Source organism: Infirmifilum sp. NZ (assembly GCF_022693705.1).
Lineage (GTDB): Archaea > Thermoproteota > Thermoprotei > Thermofilales > Thermofilaceae > Thermofilum.
In genome coordinates this window covers 1,731,654-1,752,429 of record NZ_CP094288.1, presented here as the reverse complement: position 1 = coordinate 1,752,429, position 20,776 = coordinate 1,731,654, and the positions used below count along the sequence as shown (strand labels likewise).

Sequence of the window (20,776 nt, the reverse complement as noted above, 5' to 3'; positions counted from 1 at the left end):
GTCGAGCTCGGGGAGACCGCTACTCGCCAGACTCCAGGCACCCCTTCGCCAGCCACAGACCATAGAGCGCGGAGACGAAGTACGAGAGGAGGACGATGCCCAGCCCTAGTATGGGAGTGAAGAGGAACGCTAGGGAGTCGGCACTGCCCTGGGCTTGCTGGAGTGCGATGCACAGGGGGGCGGGTGATCCCAGCAGGATGAGCAGCGCCGACAGCAGGAAGAGCTTCGAGTGCCTTGCCCCTCGTGCGAAGGCGTACAAGATCAGGTGGTAGATCCCTAGGGCGGGGACCCAGAGAACCGCGTAAACATACGGCGTCGGATACGGCAGGGCGTAGAGTACTACAAACGGAGCAAGAGCAAGAAGGCTCCTGAGGCCCCCCAGAGCCCAGGCCCGCCTGACGGCGCCAGGGGAGACTCTGGAGAGCAGCCACGCGGCTAAGGCGGCTAGCGCGAAGTTCGCCACCACGGCGGCAAGCCAGGCGTGCAACGATGCCCCTAGCTCGAAAATCACGAACAGCGAAAAGGTTACCAACCAGTACCCGCCGAGCATCAAGCCGATCGAGAAGAAGAGGTTCGCAGCGAAAACCAGCTCAAGGTAGCCCCTCAGCTTCTCCGCGAGAGCCGCGAGCTCCACCATTTCACGGGTCATTGTTTCTCAGACTCTAGGGGCTTTTGGGCCGTAATAAATGGGTGTGCTACTCGTAAATCAAGAGCCCTTCGCGACGCGAGGGGCTGTCGATCAGCCACGGTGGGCGCGTGCCTCTCAGCTGAGAGGTCCACCGAGCCGCTACGCGGGTTTGGGGTCCGAGGCGCTCTCGCGGCATGGGGTTTCAGGTAGCTTCTGGAGCAGTTCTCTGAGCATCTCCAACGCCAAGCAGTAAGTCTGCCTGCCCTTGTCCGTTAGCGTGTAGTACTTCCTCCTCTCGTCGTAGTATGAGCGCACCAGGCCCTCCGACTCCATTTTGCCGAGTACAACGTATGGCAGAACCCTGCCTGGGTTGAACCCGTACTTCGCGTTTATCTTCCGGGAGATGTCGTAGGCGTAGGAGTCCCCCTCAGACAGTATCGCGGATATGTACAGCCAGAGGATCTCGACCTGCGTTTTCCGCTTGAGACGTGTTAACGCCCTCGTCTCCACAGAATTCCTTCGCTTCAGAGTTTAATAAACCTTAAATATCTAATAATCATTAGACTCTAACGATGATTAGAACACTGGTAATAGGCTTCGGTCAGGTAGCGGCTAACTTCGCTGTGGGGCTCGAGAGGGTGAAGAGCGGGGAGGCTGAGCCTTACGGTGTGCCGCTCGCTGACCAAGACTTCGGCGTCCGCATCGATGAAGTGGAGATTGTTGGCGCAGTCGACGTGGATAAAAGGAAGGTCGGGAGGGATCTCGCCAGCGTTGCTGAGGAGTTTTACGGGCTGAGGAGCCCCTCAGGCGCTCTGCGCGACGTTTACGTCCACAGGGGACTAGGCGGTGAGTGGGTGAGGGACCTGTTCCCGGTGGAGAATGAGGACTGGAGCCTTTCGCTAAGCAGAGTCGAGGAGCTTATCCAGGAGCTTAAACCGGATGTAATCCTGGACGTGACCACGACTCAGAGCGCACACGCTTACGAGGACATAGAGGAGTTCGAGGGGGCTGTGGCCAGAGGGGATGCCGCGCCGGGGCAAGTTTACGCCTACCTCGCGCTTAAGGCTTCACGCAGGATCGGCCCGCTAGCTTACGTTAACTTGAACCCCACGCCCGTCGCTCACTCCCCCGCTATCCTGAAGCTCGCGGAGCAGACCGGTTGCATTGTCTTAGGGGATGACGGCGCCACGGGTGCCACGCCGCTTACAGCTGACCTGCTGGAGCACCTCAGAGAGCGAAACAGGAGAGTCTACAGCATAGCGCAGTTCAACATAGGCGGCAACACGGACTTCCTGTCCCTAACGGAGGAGAAGAGAAACCGCGCCAAGGAGGAGACGAAGAGCAGCGTCGTACGGGACATCCTCGGCTACGACGCGCCGCACTACATAAAGCCCACGGGGTACCTTGAGCCTTTGGGCGACAAGAAGTTTGTTGCAATGCACATCTGGTGGGAGAGCTTCAACGGGGCTGTGGACGAGCTCATAGTTAACATGAGGATCAACGACAGCCCCGCGCTTGCGGGCCTCATAGTCGACCTGGCGCGTATAGGATGGCTTCTAAAGAAGAAGGGCCTCAGGGGCACCGTATACGAGGTCAACGCGTTCTACATGAAGAGGCCTGCGCCGCCGGGCTCCAGGAACATCTCAAGGTTTCACGCGTACGAGCTCCTAACGCGGTTCATAAAATCTCTCTGAGTTGCTTGGCAAAGGGTCCGAGCCGCTGCGTCGCCACGTGCGGGCCGCGTGCAGAGGTTAAGCGACCGCTTCGACCTTTATCCAGCCGTGACCGTAGGACGCCCTCTTGCCCACGTGCGAGAGCTGCGCGAAGCCGAGGATCTTCCTCTGAGCACGCGTCAGGTCGGCCGCGTAGATCGCCCGGCCGGAGATGTACTCCTCCTTTTCGCCCTTGTAGACCAGCCATACGCGGCGGACTTCTAGCGCCAGTGTTTTCGCGCTCTCCGCCTTCTCCAAGATCTCGGAGGGGGAGTACCTGCGGCCCAGAGCCTCTTCGGGCTTCTTGAGCATGTACTGCGCCGCTATGGTGGTGTACCTCCTCATCGCAGCGGCGATCAGGTCCCGTAAGGTGGGGCGCGTAACCAGCGCGCCGTTCCTGAGTATCCTCGTGGGCGTAAGGAACGTGACCGAGTAGACCCTCGCGCTCGGCAGGATTACGTCCTGCTCCCGTATCCATGTGTCCGAGGAGTAAAGCCTTCCGCTTTCGTAGATGAGGCTTTTGGAGTGCGTGAAGGGGTTCTCAACCCAGGCTCTAACGAGCCTGAGGGGGCTTCTCTTCTCCCGCCTACCAAGCCCACTTTTCGCCATCTGGGACACCGCCAGCAGGAGGTGCTTCTCGAACCTCACGGCATCGCCGAAGAGCACCGCGCTGAACGTTAAGGCTGAGCCTTCGCGAACCCCGGAGATGTAGTCTAGGGGTGGTTTGAGAACCAGGGGCTTTGAGACGCCCTCGAGCTTTCTGAGGACAACGCCCTTGCTGGGGGTTCGGATGAGGTAGCCGTAGGGGCAGTCATGGAGCAGCTCGCAGCCGGAGCACCTGGGCTCCCCCTTCAGGCAGAACTCTGCCAGGCGCGCGGCGAGTGCGCCCCTTATGATGTTGCCCTTCCACCTCGGCAGCTCCGCGTCCTTCTCGAACAGCAGCTCGAACGTATACATCCTTGCGATAGCGCTACCCACTCGGGGCATTTCAACTAGACTGTGATGAACGCGATAATATACTCATTGGGTGAGGAAAGATTTAATTAATGCATTAATGATTAATTGGTTAATGATTAACGAAACTGTATTCTTCGACCGGGAGTTGGAGCTGAGGGCGCTCGAGGAGGAGTACCGCAGGAGCGGCTTCTCCTTCGTCGTTCTCTTCGGTAGGAGGCGCGTAGGGAAGACTTTCCTCCTCAGGCAGTTCCTGAGAGGCAAGCCCAACTCACTATACCTCTACGTGTCCGAGATGCCGTCTTCAGAGCTGAGGGAGAGCATCGCGTGGGAAATCAGGGAAAGGCTGGGGGTTCGTGTGCCGAGGAACCCGAGCTGGAGGGATATCTTCTCGGGGGTGTTCAGGGCGGCGAGGGACCGGAGGATCATCCTAGCGGTGGACGAGTTTCAGAGGCTTGTGGATGTTGACAGGTCGGCTCTGACTGATCTCCAGAGAGTCATAGACGAGGAGGCTGCCGGCACGAAGCTAATGCTCGTAGTAAGCGGGTCAGCGGTCGGCATGATCGAGCGCTTCTTCAGGAGCGGGCAGCCGCTCTACGGCCGGGCAACCAGCTTCCTGAAGCTCAAGCCGTTTGACTTCCGCACGTCGTGTAGGTTTCTCCGCGCGAGGGCTGGGGCGACGCCTGAGGAGGCGCTGATGCTCTACGCTGTCTTCGGCGGGACGCCGTACTACCTCTCGCTCGTTGAGAGCCCAAGCTGGAGCTCTGAGGCCAGGAGGCTTGTCCTAGATAACCGGTCTCCTCTCTACTACGAGCCTGAGTTCCTCCTCAGGACAGAGCTCAGAGGTAGCCTGGTCTACTTCGAGGTCCTGAGGCTCCTAGCGTCGGGGAAATCCTCTTTCAGCGAGCTCGCGGGGAGCCTCAAGACGGCTAGGACATCAGTCAACTACTACCTGAGAGTGCTGATCGAGGACTTGGACATGGTTGAGCGCGAGGAGCCTGTCTTCGGAGGGAGACCGGCGTACAAGGTCAAGGACAACTTTTACAGGTTCTGGTTCCGCTACGTCCACCCCAACAGAAGCCTGCTTGAGCTGGGAATGGTGGATGAGGTGCTGGAGGAGGTTGAGAGGGACTTCAGATCCTACCTGGGCTTGGTCTTTCAGGACGTTGTGAGAGAGAGCCTCCACACGCTCAGCTTGCCGTTCAAGCCGTGGAAGATAGGTAGCTGGTCGGGCCCCGAGGGGGAGGTAGACGCTGTTGCTAGGGACAGGGAGGGTGGAAGAGTAGTGATCGTAGAGGCAAAGTGCAGGGAGCTCAGCCTGCGCGAGGCGGAGGAGGTCTTGGCCCAGCTCAAGCTGAAGGCGAGGCGGCTACCTGGAGCCGAGAAGTGGTACGGCATAGCGGCGCTGAGGGTGGAGGATAGGGAGGAGCTCCAGAGAGAGGGGTTCCTGGTCTTCGAGCTACGAGACCTCTGCTAGCCTCTCTTCCGGCAGTGTGCGCGCACGTACCTGTAGACGTCGCTTATCCTAGGCCTCTCCCTGTAGGCGACGACGTAGTGCGGCAGGCTCTTCCACGCGGACACGGCTAGCTTCTCGTCCACGAGGACGAGGATCGGGGACTTTAGTTGCGAGAGCTTCTCGAACTTCCTCTTCAGGTAGTCGGGCGTCCAGAAGCCTGCGATCTCGATGTAGAGCTCCCCGACCCTGAAGTCCGGCACGTATATCCTGCCGTCGACGACGAGGGGCTCGGGCTCCCGCTCCACCTCGCACAGCTGGGAGAGCTGCCTGTAGAACTCCCGCTCCACCTGGCTGTCGAAGAGCTCCTCATGGGGCTTCGCTGGGACGAGCCTGGGCGCCGAGCTGCGCTGCTCCTTAAAGGTGTACGCTTTGCCGTGGAGCCGGATCGTGGCCTCGATGGCCCAGTCGTCGAAGCCGAAGATGTAGGGCACGAACTTCGCGAGCCTGGTCCCGTACCGCTCGGTCTGCTTCAGGACGGATACCGGGCCGTCGATAACCAGCTTGATGCCGCCGTCTCCCGCCTCCTCCGCCACGTACATCAGGCCAAGCGACTTCAGGGCTCTCAGCGCGGGCTTCACGGAGGCCCCGCTTGACTTGAAGTAGACCCTCAGCTCTGTGCACTTGAACAGCAGGGTCTGAATCAGGGAGGTGTTGTACATCGCCACAAGCTCCTCGGCCGTAAGCCTCGGCAGCTCCGCGATCTCGAGCTCGTCCTCGAAGGCCTTGGTGAACAGCCTCTCGGCCCCCTCGGGGGTGAGGCCGAACCGCGCGGCGACGCGCTCAAACACCATAGCCCTGTCAACTGGGTCCACAACCGGGAACTGCCTAGACGCCTCCCTGAAAACCTCGAGCCTCAGCCTCGCCACGAGGTCTCTGTCCACCTCCTCAAGCTCCAGCGTCCGCTCCAGGATGTGGGCGAGCCCCCTGGCCAGCTTGGGGTCGAAGGGGGCCTCCGCGAGCCTCTCCCTAGCCTCCCTGAGCCTCAGCCCAGGCTTGTACAGGTCGATAACGTACTCCGCCGGCCCCGGGTCGTTGAGGTAAACCGGCCTGACGAAGCCTCCTCTCCTGGAAACCCTGAGCAGCTCTGCGGGCAGCACTACAGCCCCCTCCGCCTCCTCCTCGAGGCGGCGACCTCCCGCGTGCTAGCGGTCACGACCTCGTAGATCTTGGCTTTCTCCGGCTTGAGCCTGAGAGCTCGGCCAACCCGCTGGACGAACTGCCTCCTCGAAGAGGTGCCCCCGAGTATCACCACGACGTTCACGTCCGGCACGTCGATCCCCTCGTCGAGGACCTTGCCTGTTACGATAGCCTTGAACACCCCCGACCTGAAGCCCTCGAGCACCCTCCTCCTCTCGTCGCCGCTAGTATCGTGGGTTATCAGGGGGATCAGGTACCTCTCTGAGACGGCCCTGGCCAGCGAGGTGTACTCGGTGAAGATGAGGATCCTGCCGTCGCGGTGCTTGGAGAGGATCTCCCCCACCACCTGGACCTTACTCTCCGAGTTGAAGAGAATACTCCTCATCTTCACCCACGCCTCCAGTGCCCTCCTCGCCCTGGGGTCGCGCCCGCTCAGCACCACGAGCTTCCGGAATTCTGCGGGGCTCCTGAACCTGAGCCCCTTCCCCCTCACGTAGTCAAGGTAGACTTTCTCGAGCCGCCGGTACTCTGCTTCCTCCTCCTCGCTTAGCCTCACCTTCACGAGCTCGACCTCGAACTCCGCTAGGTACCTGCCGGAGGCCTCGGAGACGCTCATCTCGTACACCACTGGGCCCACCAGCTCGTCCAGGAGGAGGTGGAGGTTGTCGGCTCGCTCCGGGGTCGCGGTGAGCCCGAGCCTATAGGGAGCAGGCGAGAGCTCCGCTATCTGCCTGTAGGACTCCGATGGGAGGTGGTGGACCTCATCGAAGACGAGTAGCGGGTACTTCGGCCCCAGCTGCTCGACGGAGATGTAGGCCGAGTCGTAGGTGGTGACGAGGACGCAGTTCTCCTCCTTCTCCTGGCCGTACCAGGCGCCCACAGCCCCGGGGAAGTACCTGCTGAGCCTCCTCCGCCACTGCTCCACCAGCTCCACCGTGGGGACCACCACCATGGCCGGCTCCGAGACCTCAGCTATAGCGGCGATCGCGACGAAGGTTTTCCCCGCGCCGGTGGGCATGACCACGACGCCCCGCTTAGCGTGGAGCCACGCCTCCAGGGCCTGACGCTGGTAGTGCCTCAGCTCGGGCTTCACCTTCGCCTTCACTTCCCTGCAGGCGGGCCGCAGCACGCGGTCCTCGAAGACAACCCCCTTCTCCTCGAGCACCCTCCTGACGGCGGAGTAGTGGATCGCGAGGGCCCTGTACTTCCCCACCCTCTGGTCGAGCCTGAAGAACTTCAGGGCTTCCGGGGGCGGCGTCTCGTCGAGGAGTATAGTGCCTCTGTCCCAGATGAGCTCCACGCATAGAGGAGAGAACTAAGGGGTAATAAAGCTTGAGGGAGTTTATAGGCTAAGGTTTACAGGCTTGCATCAGTCTCTGCAGGTTTTGGTACTTGTCGGCCCAGATGCTCGTCCAGTCGTCCTGGAGTAGCCCACCGGTGTCGCCGCTGTTGGGGTTCCAGCTCCAGTAGAAGAAGTCGCATATCCGGTTCTGAATGAGCCAGTCCACGAACTTGTCCTGCCACGCCTTGTCCCTTGGGTCTCCCCCGTGCCCGTACCTTCCGCCGAACTCCCCTATGACGAGTGGGAGGCTGAGGTTCAGCTTAACGTAGCCGAAGTTCTGCATCCAAATGGCAGGCATGTTCTCCGGGAAGGCTGGGTCGTCGAAGTACGGTTGCTTGGCGACGTCGGGGCCGTAGACGTGGGCCGTGTACACGACCTTCTCTGGGGGTAACCGGACGGGACACTCCCTGACGGCTCGCAGGTTCTCGCCCCAGAAAAGCGAGTATGGATACAGGGCCTTCGAGTCGATCTCGGGCTTCGACTTGTAGGTTCCCTCGACGAATATGAGCCAGTGGGGTGCTACCTCGAGGATCTTCGACCCCACCTTCTCCACGGCGAGGCGCCAGTCCGTCGCCGGGTCGCCGGTGCACCAGGTTGCCCCCCAGGGCTCGTTCCTGATGTCTGCCCCGATGACGTTGGGGTACTTGGAGAACCTCCTCGCGACGCTCAGCCACGTTTCGATGAATTTCTCCTCGGTGACCTGGTCAGAGTACCAGAGGGGCTCGATGTTGTCGCAGCCTAGCCTGTGGTAGTCTAGGAGAACGTAGATTCCGAGCTCGTTCGCCTTGGCCACGATCTTCTCCATGATCTCGACGGACGTGAGCCCTCTGAGGTCCGGGTTCAGGTTGTAGTTTATGCTCGTCGGGAAAGTGCGGTTTTCAACAGCGTAGGTGCAGAATGGGAGGCGTACGGCGTTGAAGCCGAGGCTCTTTATCTGCCTGAGCATGTCCTCCCAGTTTCGAGCCCACAATCCGTGAACCACGTAGCTCCTAGTCTCGAAGCCGAACCAGTTGACCCCGAATAACCGCAACCTCCTAGACGCGCCGGTGGTCACGTTCACCTCGTATATCTCGCCTTCCCGAACCACGTAGTTTACGCTCACCGAGGCGGCTGAAGCAGCCCCGGCGGAGGGGGACACGCTCCCGGTGGCGTTTGACGGGCCGGGTGGTTGTCCTGGCGGCCCGGCTTCTTTACCCTCTCCACCTGCCCCAGGGGTTGTTGTCGCGTTCTGGTAGTTGATTTGCTTTGTGCTTTCCCGAGGGGCCTTCTCGCGGCCGACATGAAAGACGAGGAAATAGACAGCAGTTGTAAAGGCCAGCGCGATTGCAAACAACAAGATAGCTTTTTTCGCACTCATTCTACTCAAGCCTCCAGCAGGCGACTCTCCTACCGTCAACCTCAATCAGCTTGGGCTGCTCGGTTTTGCACCTCTCGGTGGCGAAGGGACACCTGAGGGCGAACTTGCAACCCTTTAGCGCGTAGACTTCCTCCTCGCTCTTCTCCGGGATGAAGGCTGAGGCCTTTTCCCACTTTTTGTCTATCCTTGGGACAGAGGAGACAAGCATCTGCGTATATGGGTGCAGTGGATTGTTGAACACTTGAGTAGCCTCTCCCTCCTCAACTAGAACACCTCGGTACATGACGCCAACCCTGTCGCTGACGTAGTTGGCGAGCGAAATATCGTGGCCGATAAGGAGAACTGAGATGCCCTCATCCTTGAGATCTAGGAAGATGTTCAGGACGTCAATCCTAGTTGAGGCGTCGAGCATTGATACCGGTTCATCAGCGACTATTAGTTCTGGTTCAGCTAATAGCGCACGAGCAATGGCAACCCTCTGCAACTGTCCGCCGCTTAACTGGTGGGGGTACTTGCCGAGAACATCGCTCGGTGAAAGGCCTACCCGCTCTAGCGTCTGCCGGATAAGCGTCAACCGGTCCGCCTCGCTCCTATTACTGTGGAAGAATCCCGCGGTTACACGTAGTATCCTGTCCACGGGTCGAACGGGATTGAAGCTCGCGTAGGGGTCCTGGAAAACGCCTTGAACCTTACGGTAAAGCCACTTACTATCCTTGAGCGAGTTCACGTCAACACCGTCAATAAGCACCTTGCCCTCAGTGGGCTTGTAAAAGCCGAGTATCATCTTGGCGACAGTCGTCTTGCCGCTACCACTCTCCCCAACCAGTGAGTAGATTTCTCTCTTGTTGACCCACATCGTTAGACCTGTAACGGCTGGAATGGTCGTCCTTCCCAGGAAACCCAGCCTGAAAACCTTGCTGACATTAACCAATTCCACGATTCTCTCGCTCACTATACACCACCCGCGTACAGCCAGCAGGACACGTAATGCTCCTCTCCCACCTTCACCATGGGGGGTTCCTCATTCACGCACCTTCTAGCCGCGTAGGGGCATCTGGGGTGAAAGCGGCAACCAGTAGGCGGGTTGAGTAGGCTGGGCGGGTGCCCTTTGAGCCCGCTCAGCCTCCCAGTCTTATACGAGGCGCCGAGCTTGGGTACTGAGGAGATAAGCGCGCGGGTGTAGGGGTGAGCGGGGTTGTTTATGATCTCGTCAATGGGTCCCAGTTCGACAACCTTCCCCGCGTACATTATCATGATTCTGTCAGCGATCTGGTACAGGGACGCGAGGTCGTGAGTGACGAAGATCAGCGACTTCACGATTCCCGTCTTCATGAAGTCTTGTAGTAGCTCGAGGATTCTCCTCTGGGTTGAAACGTCTAAAGCAGAGGTTATCTCGTCGGCGATCAAGAGCTTGGGGTTGAGGAGGGTCGAAATAACAAGGCTCACCCTCTGCCTCATCCCTCCGGAGAGCTCGATCGGGTACATGTCTTTCACCCGCTTGCTCAGCATAACCATGGAGAGCCTCTGCTCCAGTAGCTCCTCAACCTCCCTCTCGGATAACGGGTACCCTTTGCTCCTAATAATGTCCACGACAATGTCCCTAACCTTGCGGGTAGGGTTCAGCGCATTGAGGGCGTACTGCGGAATAATTGAAATTTCCTTCATCCTTATCTTCTCAAGGGTTTTTATATCGGACTTGAACAGGCTGAGGCCATTAAGCAAGGCGTCCCCAGAGATGTGTTTAAGCGGTGGCTTCAACAGCACTAGGGACTGGACAAGCGTGCTTTTACCGCATCCGCTTTCTCCGGCTATGCCGAAGACCTCGCCTTCGCGGACCTCAAAGGAAACGTTGTCCACTGCCTTAACATATCCTCTGTCGGTCTCGTAGTAGACTCTCAGGTTTTCGACGTTAAGCAGACTCACGCAAATCACCTCCTTAGACGGGGGTTGAACACCTCGTCTAGGCCAGTGTTTATGAGGAAGAGCGACACCAGAAGCAACGCTATAATCAACCCGGGAGGAATCGCCCACCACCACTGACCTAGCTGCACAGCATTCCATAGTGTTGCCTGCTGCAGCATCAGACCAAGGGAAATGCCTGCGGTTGGGCCCAGACCTAAGAAATCCAGCCCCACAGCATAGAGGATTGCTCCTCCAAACTGAAGTATGAAAACCATGAAAATGTAGGACGCCATGTTGGGGGCTATCTCGTTGAAGACTATCCCTAGCGAGCCCTCCCCGCTCATTTTAGCTGTTAGAACGAATTCCCGTGTTTTTAGAGAAAGAGTTTGCGCGCGAACTGCGCGGGCTGTCCAGGGCCAAGAGGTAAAGCCGATGATTAGGCTCTCGATCGTGATGCCCCTGTAAGGAAGGTAGGCCGCGATAATTATCAGGAGAGCCATTGTTGGTAGGACGAGAAGCACGTTCGTCACCGCCATGAGAAACTCGTCTACCTTCCCTCCCAGATACCCAGAAGCGAAGCCTATGAGTAGACCTAACACTGTTGCAAGACTTCCCCCGATTAGGCCGACGAGCAACGAGGACTGCAGGCCGTAAACTAGTTGCGAGTACACGTCGTACCCGAACCGGTTGGTTCCTAGGGGCGGATGCTGGTCGGGCGGTGCGCTCCTAACACCGGTGTACTCAAGCGGACCGTACTTCGCTGCAAGGGGGCCGAATGCAGCAATTATTACGAACAGAATTAGAAGTGCGAAGCCTACGAGGAACTTTAGGTTTCGGAAAGCCCTTTTCAACTCCCCTAGAAGCCCCGTCCACCGTCTAGACACTCTACTCACCCACCGTTGCAACGCGTATCCGTGGGTCTATTACGGCGTAGAGCAGGTCTATCACGAAGTTTGATGCAAGTACGAGCAGGACGATGAAGAGGAAGCATCCCTGTATCAGGAAGTAATCCTCGTTCAGAATCCCCTGCATCAGAATGTACCCCAGTCCCGGGTAGCTGAATACGACCTCGGTGGTTATGGCGCCCGTTACCACTGTGCCCATCTGGAGAGCTAGACCAGTTATCTGAGGTAGAATCGAGTTTTTGAACGCGTAGTTAAGCTGCAGGCTCCGCGGCACACCGAGCGATTCGAGGTATCGTATGTAGTCGCTCTCGATCTCGTATATTATCATGTTTCTCATGCCTATCGCCCAACCACCCAAGCTAACTAGGAAGATCGAGAGGAAAGGAAGTATGTAGTGGTAAAGGAAGTCTACAACAAAGTCTAAGGTAAGCGAGGGTATATGTCCTGGCGTGTAGGCCCCGCTGGGAGGGAAAACCGGCAGCGTTACTGTGAAATTCCACTGCAGAACGATTGCAAGCCAAAAGTACGGCGAGGCGTTCAGGAAGTAGAAGACTGGTAGAGTGACGCTATCTAAGAACCGGCTACGAGCCGCGAGCGCGCCGAGGAGATTCCCAACGATCCAGCTTGAAATCACAGCGGGGTAGAGCAGGATGATGTCGTAGGGCAATGCCGAAAAAATGATGTCGGCTACTCTCCTAGGGTAAAGGTAGATGCTCACGCCGAGGTCTCCCTGCAAGAGAGCTGCCCAGAAGTTTAGGTACTGCTTCCAGAGAGGCTCGTTAAGCCCGAAAGCGTGGTAGAAGTAGCTGTACAGAACCTGAGCGGATTGAGGGAGAGTCGACATCCTAGAAATGAGTATAGCGATGGGGTCTCCCGGCATGAATCGCGGAATAGCCCAGTCCAGCGTCACCGCTACGAAAAACGTCACCGCGTAGATGGTTACTTTACTTAAAAGGTACTTTCTTATGCCAGGCAATTTATCCACCATCAGAAAAAATATTTTTATTTATTTTTATTGCTTCTTCTCCTCTGAAGGTGCCTTTTTCTTGGATGCTCTGAGGTAGAAGTAGACGGCGACTATAATCACAATGACCAGAACGGCCGCTACAATGTAGGGTGTATAGTCAACGGCGGGGGCAGTGGGTGCGCTCGGAGCTGGCTGAGCTTGTTGCGGTGGCGCCGCTGCCTGCTGTGCAGGCTTCAGGTTTAGCAGTGTCATCAGCCCTCCGTGTTGCCAGTTCCCGTTCCATGTAACAGGTACACCGTAGAAGTTATCGGGGCTTGGCCATCCGGTCCAGTACATCGTGCTGGCTGCGAACCAGTAACCGTTATACCATAGAGGGATGTAGGGCAGGTCTGTCAGGAATATCTCCTGAATTCTCCTGTAGTACTGCTTAAGCGTGGCCTCGTCTGTGAGCGGAGTTGTCAGGATCTTGTTGAGCAGGTCTGTAATCTCCGGGTTGTTGTATCTCCCGAAGTTACCGCTCCAGCTGTTCTGACCGATTGGCGGGGTTTGGGCGTAGAAGAGCCAGTTGTAAAGCGTCCATGGTGCTGGTGAGGCGAAGCTGTTAAAGTTGTTTATCGCTAGGTCGAAGTAACCCTTGGTGAGGTCGTCGTAGTACTTCGAGTAGTCAGGGAACTTGGCTTCACAGTATATGCCGACGGCCTTCAAACTGTCCGCTATGATCCTAGCTGCCTCCATCCAGTCAGTCCACCCGTAGGGTACGATTATTGTCAGCTGAATCTTCTTGCCGTCGGGAGTCTCGACAAAGCCGTCACCGTCTATGTCCTTATAGCCTGCTTGGGCGAGAATAGCTTTCGCTTTATCAGGATTGTACGTGAATCCCAGCTTTTGTTCTAGATCCACTGCCTCGTATTTCTGCCAGGCAGGGATGGGTAGATAGCCGACGGAGTTAGATTTGTTCACGCTTCCTTCGAACACTCTCGAAACTATAGAGTCAACATCGATGGCAAAAGCTATGGCCTTCCTGAAGTTGGGGTCGTTGAGCGGAGCCTTTTGATTGTTTATGAAGAGGAATGCTACGTTTGCAGGGAGGTGCCCGGCTTTCTTACCGTAGAACGTGATGATGTGAGGGTAGGTCTTGACGAGGTCGCCTATCCCTGCGAGGAAGTAGTTGCTCCAGTCTAGCTCTCCCCTAGCAAGCATAGCGAGAGCGACGTTGTTGCTGGGCACCATCAGATAGACGATGTACTTGGGTCCTGGTTTCCCGAAGTATTTGATTCCCCACCAGTTCTCGTTTCTTTCTAGAACAAACTGGTTTTCTGTAGTCGACTTGAGCTTATACATGCCTGAGCCGACAGGGTTCAGGTTCGCCTGTTCTAGCGGCTTGTCAATACTCTGCCATATGTGCTTCGGAATTATTGGAATTGTGTAGAGGTCGTACGCCCACTCTGGGTAGTGGGGTTGAGAGAACACGAACCTGACGGTCTTCGCGTCAGGGGTCTCGATGTGATCTAGCCACTGCCAGATGCCAGAGTACCATATGTCCGTAACCTGCTTGGCAAGCTCGAAAGTAAATTTAACGTCTTCACTCGTTAAGGGCTGCCCGTCCTGCCACGTGGCGTCTCTCAACTTCACCTCAAATGTTTTGGAGTCAACCCAGGTGCCGCTCTCGGCCAGCCATGGGATAAGCTGGTCCTTGAACGGGTGGTAGGCGAAAAGCGTCTCGTATATCAGACCATTGGTTCCGGTAACAGCAGTCCAGGGGATGAGTGGATTGAAGTTGTTTGGCGGAGACCACAGGCCACCTCCCACGTATATCGTCTCGTTGCGCGGCAGAGGCTGACTGTAAACTAGCGCGGAGAACAGGGCTAGCAGGAGCAGGGAGGTCGAAAGCAGTGCGGTTATTGTCCTTCTTAAGTTTTTCTTCGAAGTTTTTTCTGCCATGGCGTGATGATAAGTAACTTGCAGTCTTATAAATTTTTCTTCAAGTTATAATTTAGAAAAACATTACATGTTGCATTTTTCGGCATCTTTATAAGTTGAGAAAAGGTTTATAAGAAACTTTGGAAACATCACAGTGAGCAACATGGAAAGAAGGATATTCTGGGGTGTGAGCAGCTCTGCTTTTCAGTTCGAGATGGGAGATAGCCTTCGAAGGTTCATCGACCCCAACACCGACTGGTGGGCTTGGGTAAGAGATCCTAAGAACATATTTGAGGGGTTAGTGAGCGGCGATTTGCCGGAGGACGGCGTTGATTACGCTGAGTACTACCCGAAGGACCACGAGCTTGCTCGCTCACTGTCCCTTGATGTTTACCGTGTCACTGTTGAATGGAGTAGGATATTTCCCTATCCGACCTCTCTCGTTGAGGTGGATGTTGAGCGCGATGGTTTGGGATTCATAAAAGATGTGAGAATAAGTGAGGAGACTTTGCGGCATCTCGACAGAATAGCATCCAAAAGGTACGTGTCGTTCTACCGTGAGCTTATAGCGGATCTCCGGAAAAGGGGTTTCAAGGTGATTGTAAACCTGAACCACTTCACACTTCCGATATGGCTTCATGATCCTCTAGTAGTTAGGGATACACACGGCGAGGAAGGACCACGGGGTTACGCTGAGGAGATGTTCGTCACGGAGTTCACGAAATTTGCGGCTTACGTCGCTTGGAAGTTCGGTGACCTCGTCGACCTCTGGTCCACGTTTAACGAACCCATGGTGATGGTAGAGCTCGGATTTCTGTCAAGCACATCTGGTTTCCCTCCGGGCATCCGGGCACCTCGTCTCGCTGCAAGAGCCCTTCACAACCACATAATAGCGCACGCCAGAGCATATGATGCGATCAAGAGATTCGACAGGGTAAAGGCCTACCCTGATTCACGCGAACCTGCCGAGATAGGCGTTATCCACAACATCATACCACCTTACCCGCTAGACAGCTCCGACGCGTCGAGCTGCGATTCTTACAACTACTTCAGGAACAAGCTGATTCTCGAGGCTTGGGTTAGAGGAGTGATGGACGTGCACCTTGACGGGAAAAGCCTGGAAAAACTACCCCACTTGGGCAACAAGCTCGACTGGCTTGGGATAAACTACTACACCCGTGTCGTGATAAAAAAGAGCGAGAAAAAAGTTGAAGAAATCCCACTTTTGAACTTCGAGGGAGTTGAGGGCTATGGCTACGCATGTCTGCCGAACGGTGCCTCGAAGGACGGGAGACCTTGCAGCGATTTCGGGTGGGAGGTATACCCTGAAGGCTTCCTGGATACGATCAACATCGGCTGGGAATACAAGAAACCCATTTTTATTACGGAGAACGGGATAGCCGATCATAGAGACCTCCTGAGGCCTTACTACATTGTAAACCATGTCTATGTCATGGAAAAAGCTCTCGAAAGTGGGGTTGATATCAGGGGGTATCTGCACTGGGCTTTAACAGATAACTATGAATGGGCGAGCGGCTTCCGATTGAAGTTCGGGTTGTTCGAGGTAGATCTTCTCACGAAAGAAAGAAAGCCCAGATTCAGCGCCACGCTGTACAGGAGGATCGTCGAGAACAATGGGGTCCCAGAAGACCTTAAAAGCAAATACCTTCTATCAGACTTAAAGGTGAAGACAGAATGAAGACCATAGCTGTCGACGAAATCACGTGGAAGAAACTCAAGAAGCTTAGAGAGAAGCTTGGAGTTCGATCGTACGACGAGATAATAGATAAGTTGATCGAAGTTTGGCAGAAGCAGGAGCTAAATCAAAGTATTGTGGATTTAATCCAACCCTCTGAGAAGTCTTCTGATCTCGTCTCATATATATTGGATAGGAAAGCCATGAAGAGAGAAAATCAGTGAATAAACGATGTCTCAAAGGTCAAAGAACAGAGTAGAGGAGCCCTCTACAATCAACTTAGAAGAGAAGGGCTTTCAGCTCGACTCAACAGCGCTTGCCATCCTTCATACAAAGGAGAATAGGGCTTTCCTAGAGTTTCTACTCCTAGAATACACAGTTTATGTCTCTATCTTGAGCGTATACGAGTATGCTTCATCCGTCTACTTCCACCAGCGGGTGGACGTAAACAAAGTTGTAAGTAACTTGTCTAAAATATACCATGTATTGGGTGTGGACAACGATGTTATAGTGAAAGCTGCCTTGCTCGACGGGGAACTATCCCGAAGAAGAATATTCCTGAACCAGATAGACCTACTCGTCGCCGCTACAGCTATGACGCACAACCTGACCCTCGTAACAGTCGATCCTCGTCTATACAATGGGCTTCCCTCCTATGGGCTAAATCTCGTATCCACTGAGGAGCTGACTGAGGCCCTTTCCAAAAAACTCGAGAAACTTAAACCTTAATTCAAAAATATCGTTATGATTTCCTTTGTAGTAAGTAGCAAGCTTGAAGAAGTCTTCAACTTAAACGTATACTATGCACTATCATGTATGTGGATTTCGCTCAGATAGGGCACTTTGCGACCCTCTTCAGCACGTCGGCGTAGAGCTCTGGGGTCACGAAGCGGGGCTTGTTGAGCGCGTAGCACATGAGGGCCCCGAAGATGATCCTCACTCTGACCCTGTTCTCGGGCGTGTCTGAGCCGTATATCGCGGAGGCTAGCTCCCCGACAACGGACTCGCAGAACCTAGAGATTTCCCTCCCAACCTCTTCGTCCCTGTTCGAGAGCGCCATGGCTTCGATGTATAGCCTCCTCGTGACATCGTCGCTGTACTTGCGCATGAAGCCGTCTATAAGGCAGTTCATGAGCTCTTCCCCCCTTAGCCCCCTGGAGGTGCAGGCTTGGGCCACGTCCGCCGGGAGGCTCTCAAGGGCCACCTTCCTTACGAGGTCCCACTTGGAGCCGAAATACCACACGACGAGAGACTTCGCCACGCCCGCTTTTTTAGCCACGAGTTGGAGTGGCGCCTCGTACCCGTACTGGGCGAAGACCTCACGTGCGGCCTCCACGATCCTCTGATACGTTTCGAGGCTCACTGAAACCCCGGTATAGAAACGCCGGCCCACGTATATACGCGTTGTCCAGCTGTTCAACAGAAAGGTTTTTATTGAACGCCTGTTCAACATTGAACTAATGGTCAACATGAGCCTGAAGAAAGTGTCGGCCCACGTGAACAAGCACTTCCTGGAATACACGCTACTGTCCCTGCTTGCGGGTTTCCTGCTTGGAGTCGCTTTCCAAGCCTGGATCTCGAAGAACACCACCCTCATCAAGAACCTGATCATGGCTTTCGCCATACTCACGATATACCCGTCCATGATCCAGCTGAAGGGCGAGGAGCTGGGGAAAGCCGCTAAAAAGGGTAAGGAGATGCTCATATCCCTCGTGTTCGTCTTCGTGGTTGCGCCCCTCATAGCGATCCTCTTCGCGTACCTGCTCCCCGACCCGCAGGTGGCGCTCGGCTACGTCGCATCAAACATTGTGCCGGCCAGCAGCGCGTCGATCAGCTACGTCTTCCTCGCGGAGGGCGACATAGAGCTCGCTACAGTTCTGGCTGTCATCAGCCTGCTCGGCAGCCTCGTGGCTATCCCGGGCTACCTCAGCGCCTACGCCTCGGCAACTTCACTTAACCTGCGCTAGACCAGATAATGATGTCCGTGCTGTACACCCTCGTGGTGCCGTTCGTCGCAGGGCAGGCGACGCGGTGGATCCTCGTGTACTACAAGGCAAGAGCGGGAGGCGACAAGAGGTCCGCGTACAGCTGGATCTCGCAGGACCTGAAGCCCTACACGCAACTCGCGACGATGCTGTCGATGCTCGTGCTGGTAGCCCTCCTAGTCGCTAACGAGTCGGGTCTCATCTTGAAGACGCCGGTACTGGCCGTTGAGGTGCTGCTGCTCCAGACAGTCATGCTCGGCTTTCTGCTGGCCCTTATCACAGCCATAGATAAAGCCCTGGGGGTTAGCTATGAGGCCAACACTGCTATAGCGTACATCTCAGCAACCAAGAACCAGAGCGTCGCCGCGATGATCGCAGTCATGGCCCTCGGCCCCAAGGCCGCCCTCGTCCCAGCCCTGGTTCCAGCAATCCAGGCACCAGTTTCAATCTCGTACCTCCGAGTACTCCCGCGTCTGAGGAAGTGGTTTAAGACGGAGAAGTGACTTCTCAAGCGTGCCCCCTTCGTTAAGAATATTTTTCTCGCTTTTCAGGAACTCATTAGGAAAGTACCCAGCTTTTATGAAGCCCTGGTAGGCCCCTCGACAAGTGAAAAAACCGAGTTTCGGCCTGAGCGCAGGGGAAGCGCCGCTAAGCGAGCCTTCTCCCGAAGCCTGAAGGCGTTGGGCTCTTGTCGTAAACCTGCTCCACGTGTAGCACGTAGACGGGCCGGTCGCTCCTGTGCTCGGGCGGCGTGTAGTGGTACGCGTCGTGTATGAGCGTTACCAGCTTGTGCACGGCGTCGTCCAGGTGCACGGTTAGCCTGCCTTTGACCTCGAAGCTTACGCTGGGGGGCTGGAAGAAGAGTAGGCTCGCGGCTCTGCCGCTCTGCACGATGCTCCAGGTCTGGTGGGGCCTGTCCCTCACCCTCTTGGCGAGCTCCACAGTTGCGAGCTTCTCGAAGTCAATGTACTTCTCGGCCACGCCCCGCGGGTGGTAAACGAGCTGCAGCAGAAGACGGGCGCCCCGGAGGCTGTGCTCTTCGTAGAGCCTCCTCAGTGCCTCTTTATCGCCGGAGGCTTGGAGGTACTTCTCGTCAGAAAGCTTCACGTGCTCCTCGAGTTTACGTGTAACCTCGTCTGCGTGCTCCTCCCTCGGGACGTAGCCGCATCCGACGATCTTCGCGTTCACCTTTACCTCGCCGTTCACGCACGTAGCCGTCACGAGAGCCGGGTTGTGTCGAGTGAACTCGAGGAAAAACTTCTCAGGGCTTAAGCGCCTCCCTTCAGCGAGCTGCAGGAGCAGGTTACGCCGGGCGTAGTAATTCCACTCGAGAAAGGAGTCGGGCAACCTGGCCATGGGGAAATGCACAGGTGCTTCAACTTATATTTATTTTATATTTTATTCTCCCAGTACTGACTCGTGCTGGGGACGGCAGAGGGAAAAGCCACACAAGGGTGAAGTGGAAGCGCGCCGCTACGAAGCGCAGGTGTTACTAGCACCATGAAGATAAAAAAAGCGGCTTGACCGCTACTTTTTCAACTCCCTTAGCCTAGCTTCGACCCGTGCAAGCTCCTCCTCAAGGGACTTCTTGTAATCTTCCAATCTCTTCAGCTCCTCCTCTAGGAAGCGCTTGTACTCTTCCGCGGATCGCTCATCGAACGTCGGGTTTGCGCCCCAGTAGTACCAGCCCGGTGCTCCGTATGCGCGCCAGCAGTATCCCGGGCCGTAGACCCAGCCCGGCCTCTCCCAAGGAGGGAGGTCAGCCCAAGGGCCGTTTCCCGGCCAAGGCCCTCGGTTGCGCCAGCCTCCGTACCTCCATCCCAACAGCTTTCACCGTTTTGGGATATCGCACAGAATTATATAAATTTTTCATCGAGGGAGCCTCATACTACGCTCAGGGTTTTCAGGAGGATGTAGATGCCCGCCAGGACTATGGCTACACCGTAGATCGAGCGGAGTAGTCTTCTATCGATGCCGACCGCGAGCCTGGCGCCCAGGTAGCCTCCGGCGAGGCCGCCCGAGAGGTACGCTAAAACGACCGAGAGCAACACTTTCCCCGCCAGGAGGTACTCTATGCCGGTGACGAGCCCGAAGGTACCGACGCAAATGAGGGAGGTGCCGACTGCCAGCCGTACGTCGATGCCCCCAATGTAGACAAGCGCTGGAACGTTGAGAAAGCCTCCACCTATGCCTAGAAAGCCGCTCAGAAAGCCAACAGCGAAGCCTGCGAGCACGACCAGTACAAGCCTCCTCCTCGGGTACGGGGCAACTGTTTCACGGGTTCCGCCGCGGGATAAGAGCATGTAGAGGCCGATAGCGATCATGGAGATCGCGAAGAGGCCTAGTAGGTAGCCTCCCGGAGTTGTTCTCCCGACCTGTGCACCAAGAAGAGAACCCGCGACGCCCGCTGTCGCAAAGATGGTACCCGTTTTAAGGTCCACGTTTCCCCTTCTAAGGTGGTAGGCGGAGTTTATGAAGGCGTTTAAACCAACCGCTAAAGCTGTTGACCCGACGGCAACGTGCACGGCGTCGGGGTAGCCGCTTAGGCCGACGAAGTAGAGAAGCAGGGGGACGGCAAGTATAGATCCCCCTCCGCCGATCAGCCCTAGAGAAAAGCCGACGAAGAAGCCCGAGAAGACGGAGAGAAGTACCTGCGTTGGGGTAAGCACAGGCAGATATTTGATAGCCCTCTTTTAACCGTTCAGTAAATTTAGGAATATATTTCATGCTATTATTTACAAGAGTACAGCCTCGG

At 56.1% G+C, this 20,776-nt stretch carries 22 protein-coding genes; 7 read left to right on the top strand and 15 right to left on the bottom strand.

Annotation, left to right across the window (positions count from 1 at the left end; translation table 11 throughout):
* Positions 1 to 19: 19 nt before the first annotated feature.
* Positions 20 to 649, bottom strand: a complete 630-nt coding sequence (locus MOV14_RS09545; protein WP_318537101.1) for a hypothetical protein — start codon at positions 647 to 649, stop codon at positions 20 to 22.
* Between the two features lie 138 nt (positions 650 to 787).
* A complete protein-coding gene (locus MOV14_RS09540; protein ID WP_318537100.1) occupies positions 788 to 1,138 on the bottom strand; it encodes a PadR family transcriptional regulator in 351 nt (116 codons plus the stop codon).
* Positions 1,139 to 1,200: 62 nt separating this feature from the next.
* Between MOV14_RS09540 and MOV14_RS09535 the strand changes: the two genes are divergently transcribed.
* Positions 1,201 to 2,322, top strand: a complete 1,122-nt coding sequence (locus tag MOV14_RS09535; RefSeq protein ID WP_318537099.1) for an inositol-3-phosphate synthase — start codon at positions 1,201 to 1,203, stop codon at positions 2,320 to 2,322.
* A gap of 57 nt (positions 2,323 to 2,379) precedes the next feature.
* Here the strand turns inward: MOV14_RS09535 and cas6 are convergent, their stop codons facing one another.
* Positions 2,380 to 3,327, bottom strand: coding sequence for a CRISPR system precrRNA processing endoribonuclease RAMP protein Cas6 (gene cas6, locus MOV14_RS09530; protein ID WP_318537098.1), 948 nt, complete (start codon positions 3,325 to 3,327; stop codon positions 2,380 to 2,382).
* An 82-nt stretch (positions 3,328 to 3,409) separates the two neighbouring features.
* On the opposite strand from cas6, the gene MOV14_RS09525 reads away from it, so the two are divergent.
* Positions 3,410 to 4,771 (top strand): ATP-binding protein, encoded by a 1,362-nt coding sequence (locus MOV14_RS09525; protein WP_318537097.1) that lies wholly within the window; start codon positions 3,410 to 3,412, stop codon positions 4,769 to 4,771.
* Here the strand turns inward: MOV14_RS09525 and MOV14_RS09520 are convergent.
* From MOV14_RS09520 to MOV14_RS09485, 8 genes are read right to left on the bottom strand one after another with little or no spacing between them, the layout of a single operon-like run.
* Positions 4,768 to 5,907 (bottom strand): DUF790 family protein, encoded by a 1,140-nt coding sequence (locus MOV14_RS09520; protein WP_318537096.1) that lies wholly within the window; start codon positions 5,905 to 5,907, stop codon positions 4,768 to 4,770. The genes MOV14_RS09525 and MOV14_RS09520 overlap by 4 nt on opposite strands.
* Positions 5,907 to 7,247 (bottom strand): DEAD/DEAH box helicase, encoded by a 1,341-nt coding sequence (locus tag MOV14_RS09515; protein ID WP_318537095.1) that lies wholly within the window; start codon positions 7,245 to 7,247, stop codon positions 5,907 to 5,909. Before MOV14_RS09515 ends, MOV14_RS09520 begins: the two co-directional genes overlap by 1 nt.
* Before the next feature lie 49 nt (positions 7,248 to 7,296).
* Complete coding sequence (locus MOV14_RS09510) at positions 7,297 to 8,646, bottom strand: glycoside hydrolase family 5 protein (RefSeq protein ID WP_318537094.1); 1,350 nt, start codon at positions 8,644 to 8,646, stop codon at positions 7,297 to 7,299.
* 1 nt (position 8,647) lies between these two features.
* Positions 8,648 to 9,598, bottom strand: a complete 951-nt coding sequence (locus MOV14_RS09505; RefSeq protein WP_318537093.1) for an ABC transporter ATP-binding protein — start codon at positions 9,596 to 9,598, stop codon at positions 8,648 to 8,650.
* Positions 9,598 to 10,569: an ABC transporter ATP-binding protein gene (locus MOV14_RS09500; RefSeq protein ID WP_318537092.1), complete on the bottom strand. Its 972-nt coding sequence runs from the start codon at positions 10,567 to 10,569 to the stop codon at positions 9,598 to 9,600. Before MOV14_RS09500 ends, MOV14_RS09505 begins: the two co-directional genes overlap by 1 nt.
* A gap of 5 nt (positions 10,570 to 10,574) precedes the next feature.
* The gene (locus tag MOV14_RS09495) at positions 10,575 to 11,432 is read right to left on the bottom strand and encodes an ABC transporter permease (RefSeq protein WP_318537091.1); all 858 of its coding nucleotides are present in this window, start codon (positions 11,430 to 11,432) and stop codon (positions 10,575 to 10,577) included.
* Between the two features lies 1 nt (position 11,433).
* Entirely contained in the window at positions 11,434 to 12,420 is a 987-nt protein-coding gene (locus tag MOV14_RS09490; RefSeq protein WP_442786711.1) for an ABC transporter permease, read from the bottom strand.
* 45 nt (positions 12,421 to 12,465) lie between these two features.
* Positions 12,466 to 14,361, bottom strand: a complete 1,896-nt coding sequence (locus tag MOV14_RS09485) for an ABC transporter substrate-binding protein (protein ID WP_318537089.1) — start codon at positions 14,359 to 14,361, stop codon at positions 12,466 to 12,468.
* Between the two features lie 142 nt (positions 14,362 to 14,503).
* Here MOV14_RS09485 and bgaS point away from each other — a divergent pair, with 142 nt between their 5' ends.
* The 3 genes from bgaS to MOV14_RS09470 are packed head-to-tail and all read left to right on the top strand — an operon-like array spanning position 14,504 to position 16,765.
* Complete coding sequence (gene bgaS / locus MOV14_RS09480; protein WP_318537088.1) at positions 14,504 to 16,039, top strand: beta-galactosidase BgaS; 1,536 nt, start codon at positions 14,504 to 14,506, stop codon at positions 16,037 to 16,039.
* Positions 16,036 to 16,260: a DUF7557 family protein gene (locus MOV14_RS09475; protein ID WP_318537087.1), complete on the top strand. Its 225-nt coding sequence runs from the start codon at positions 16,036 to 16,038 to the stop codon at positions 16,258 to 16,260. Before bgaS ends, MOV14_RS09475 begins: the two co-directional genes overlap by 4 nt.
* 7 nt (positions 16,261 to 16,267) lie before the next feature.
* Positions 16,268 to 16,765, top strand: coding sequence for a PIN domain-containing protein (locus MOV14_RS09470; protein WP_318537086.1), 498 nt, complete (start codon positions 16,268 to 16,270; stop codon positions 16,763 to 16,765).
* Between the two features lie 100 nt (positions 16,766 to 16,865).
* Here MOV14_RS09470 and MOV14_RS09465 read toward each other — a convergent pair whose 3' ends face one another.
* Positions 16,866 to 17,399, bottom strand: coding sequence for a TetR/AcrR family transcriptional regulator (locus MOV14_RS09465; RefSeq protein ID WP_318537085.1), 534 nt, complete (start codon positions 17,397 to 17,399; stop codon positions 16,866 to 16,868).
* A gap of 106 nt (positions 17,400 to 17,505) precedes the next feature.
* Here MOV14_RS09465 and MOV14_RS09460 point away from each other — a divergent pair, with 106 nt between their 5' ends.
* Entirely contained in the window at positions 17,506 to 18,003 is a 498-nt protein-coding gene (locus tag MOV14_RS09460) for a bile acid:sodium symporter (RefSeq protein WP_318537084.1), read from the top strand.
* An 11-nt stretch (positions 18,004 to 18,014) separates the two neighbouring features.
* Positions 18,015 to 18,524, top strand: coding sequence for an arsenic resistance protein (locus MOV14_RS09455; protein ID WP_318537083.1), 510 nt, complete (start codon positions 18,015 to 18,017; stop codon positions 18,522 to 18,524).
* Positions 18,525 to 18,669: 145 nt separating this feature from the next.
* Here the strand turns inward: MOV14_RS09455 and MOV14_RS09450 are convergent, their stop codons facing one another.
* The 3 genes from MOV14_RS09450 to MOV14_RS09440 form a co-directional block, all read right to left on the bottom strand.
* Positions 18,670 to 19,377, bottom strand: a complete 708-nt coding sequence (locus tag MOV14_RS09450; protein WP_318537082.1) for a hypothetical protein — start codon at positions 19,375 to 19,377, stop codon at positions 18,670 to 18,672.
* A 171-nt stretch (positions 19,378 to 19,548) separates the two neighbouring features.
* On the bottom strand, positions 19,549 to 19,845 hold the full coding sequence (locus tag MOV14_RS09445) for a hypothetical protein (protein ID WP_318537081.1): 297 nt from the start codon (positions 19,843 to 19,845) through the stop codon (positions 19,549 to 19,551).
* A 59-nt stretch (positions 19,846 to 19,904) separates the two neighbouring features.
* The gene (locus MOV14_RS09440) at positions 19,905 to 20,690 is read right to left on the bottom strand and encodes a sulfite exporter TauE/SafE family protein (protein ID WP_318537080.1); all 786 of its coding nucleotides are present in this window, start codon (positions 20,688 to 20,690) and stop codon (positions 19,905 to 19,907) included.
* Positions 20,691 to 20,776: the final 86 nt, after the last annotated feature.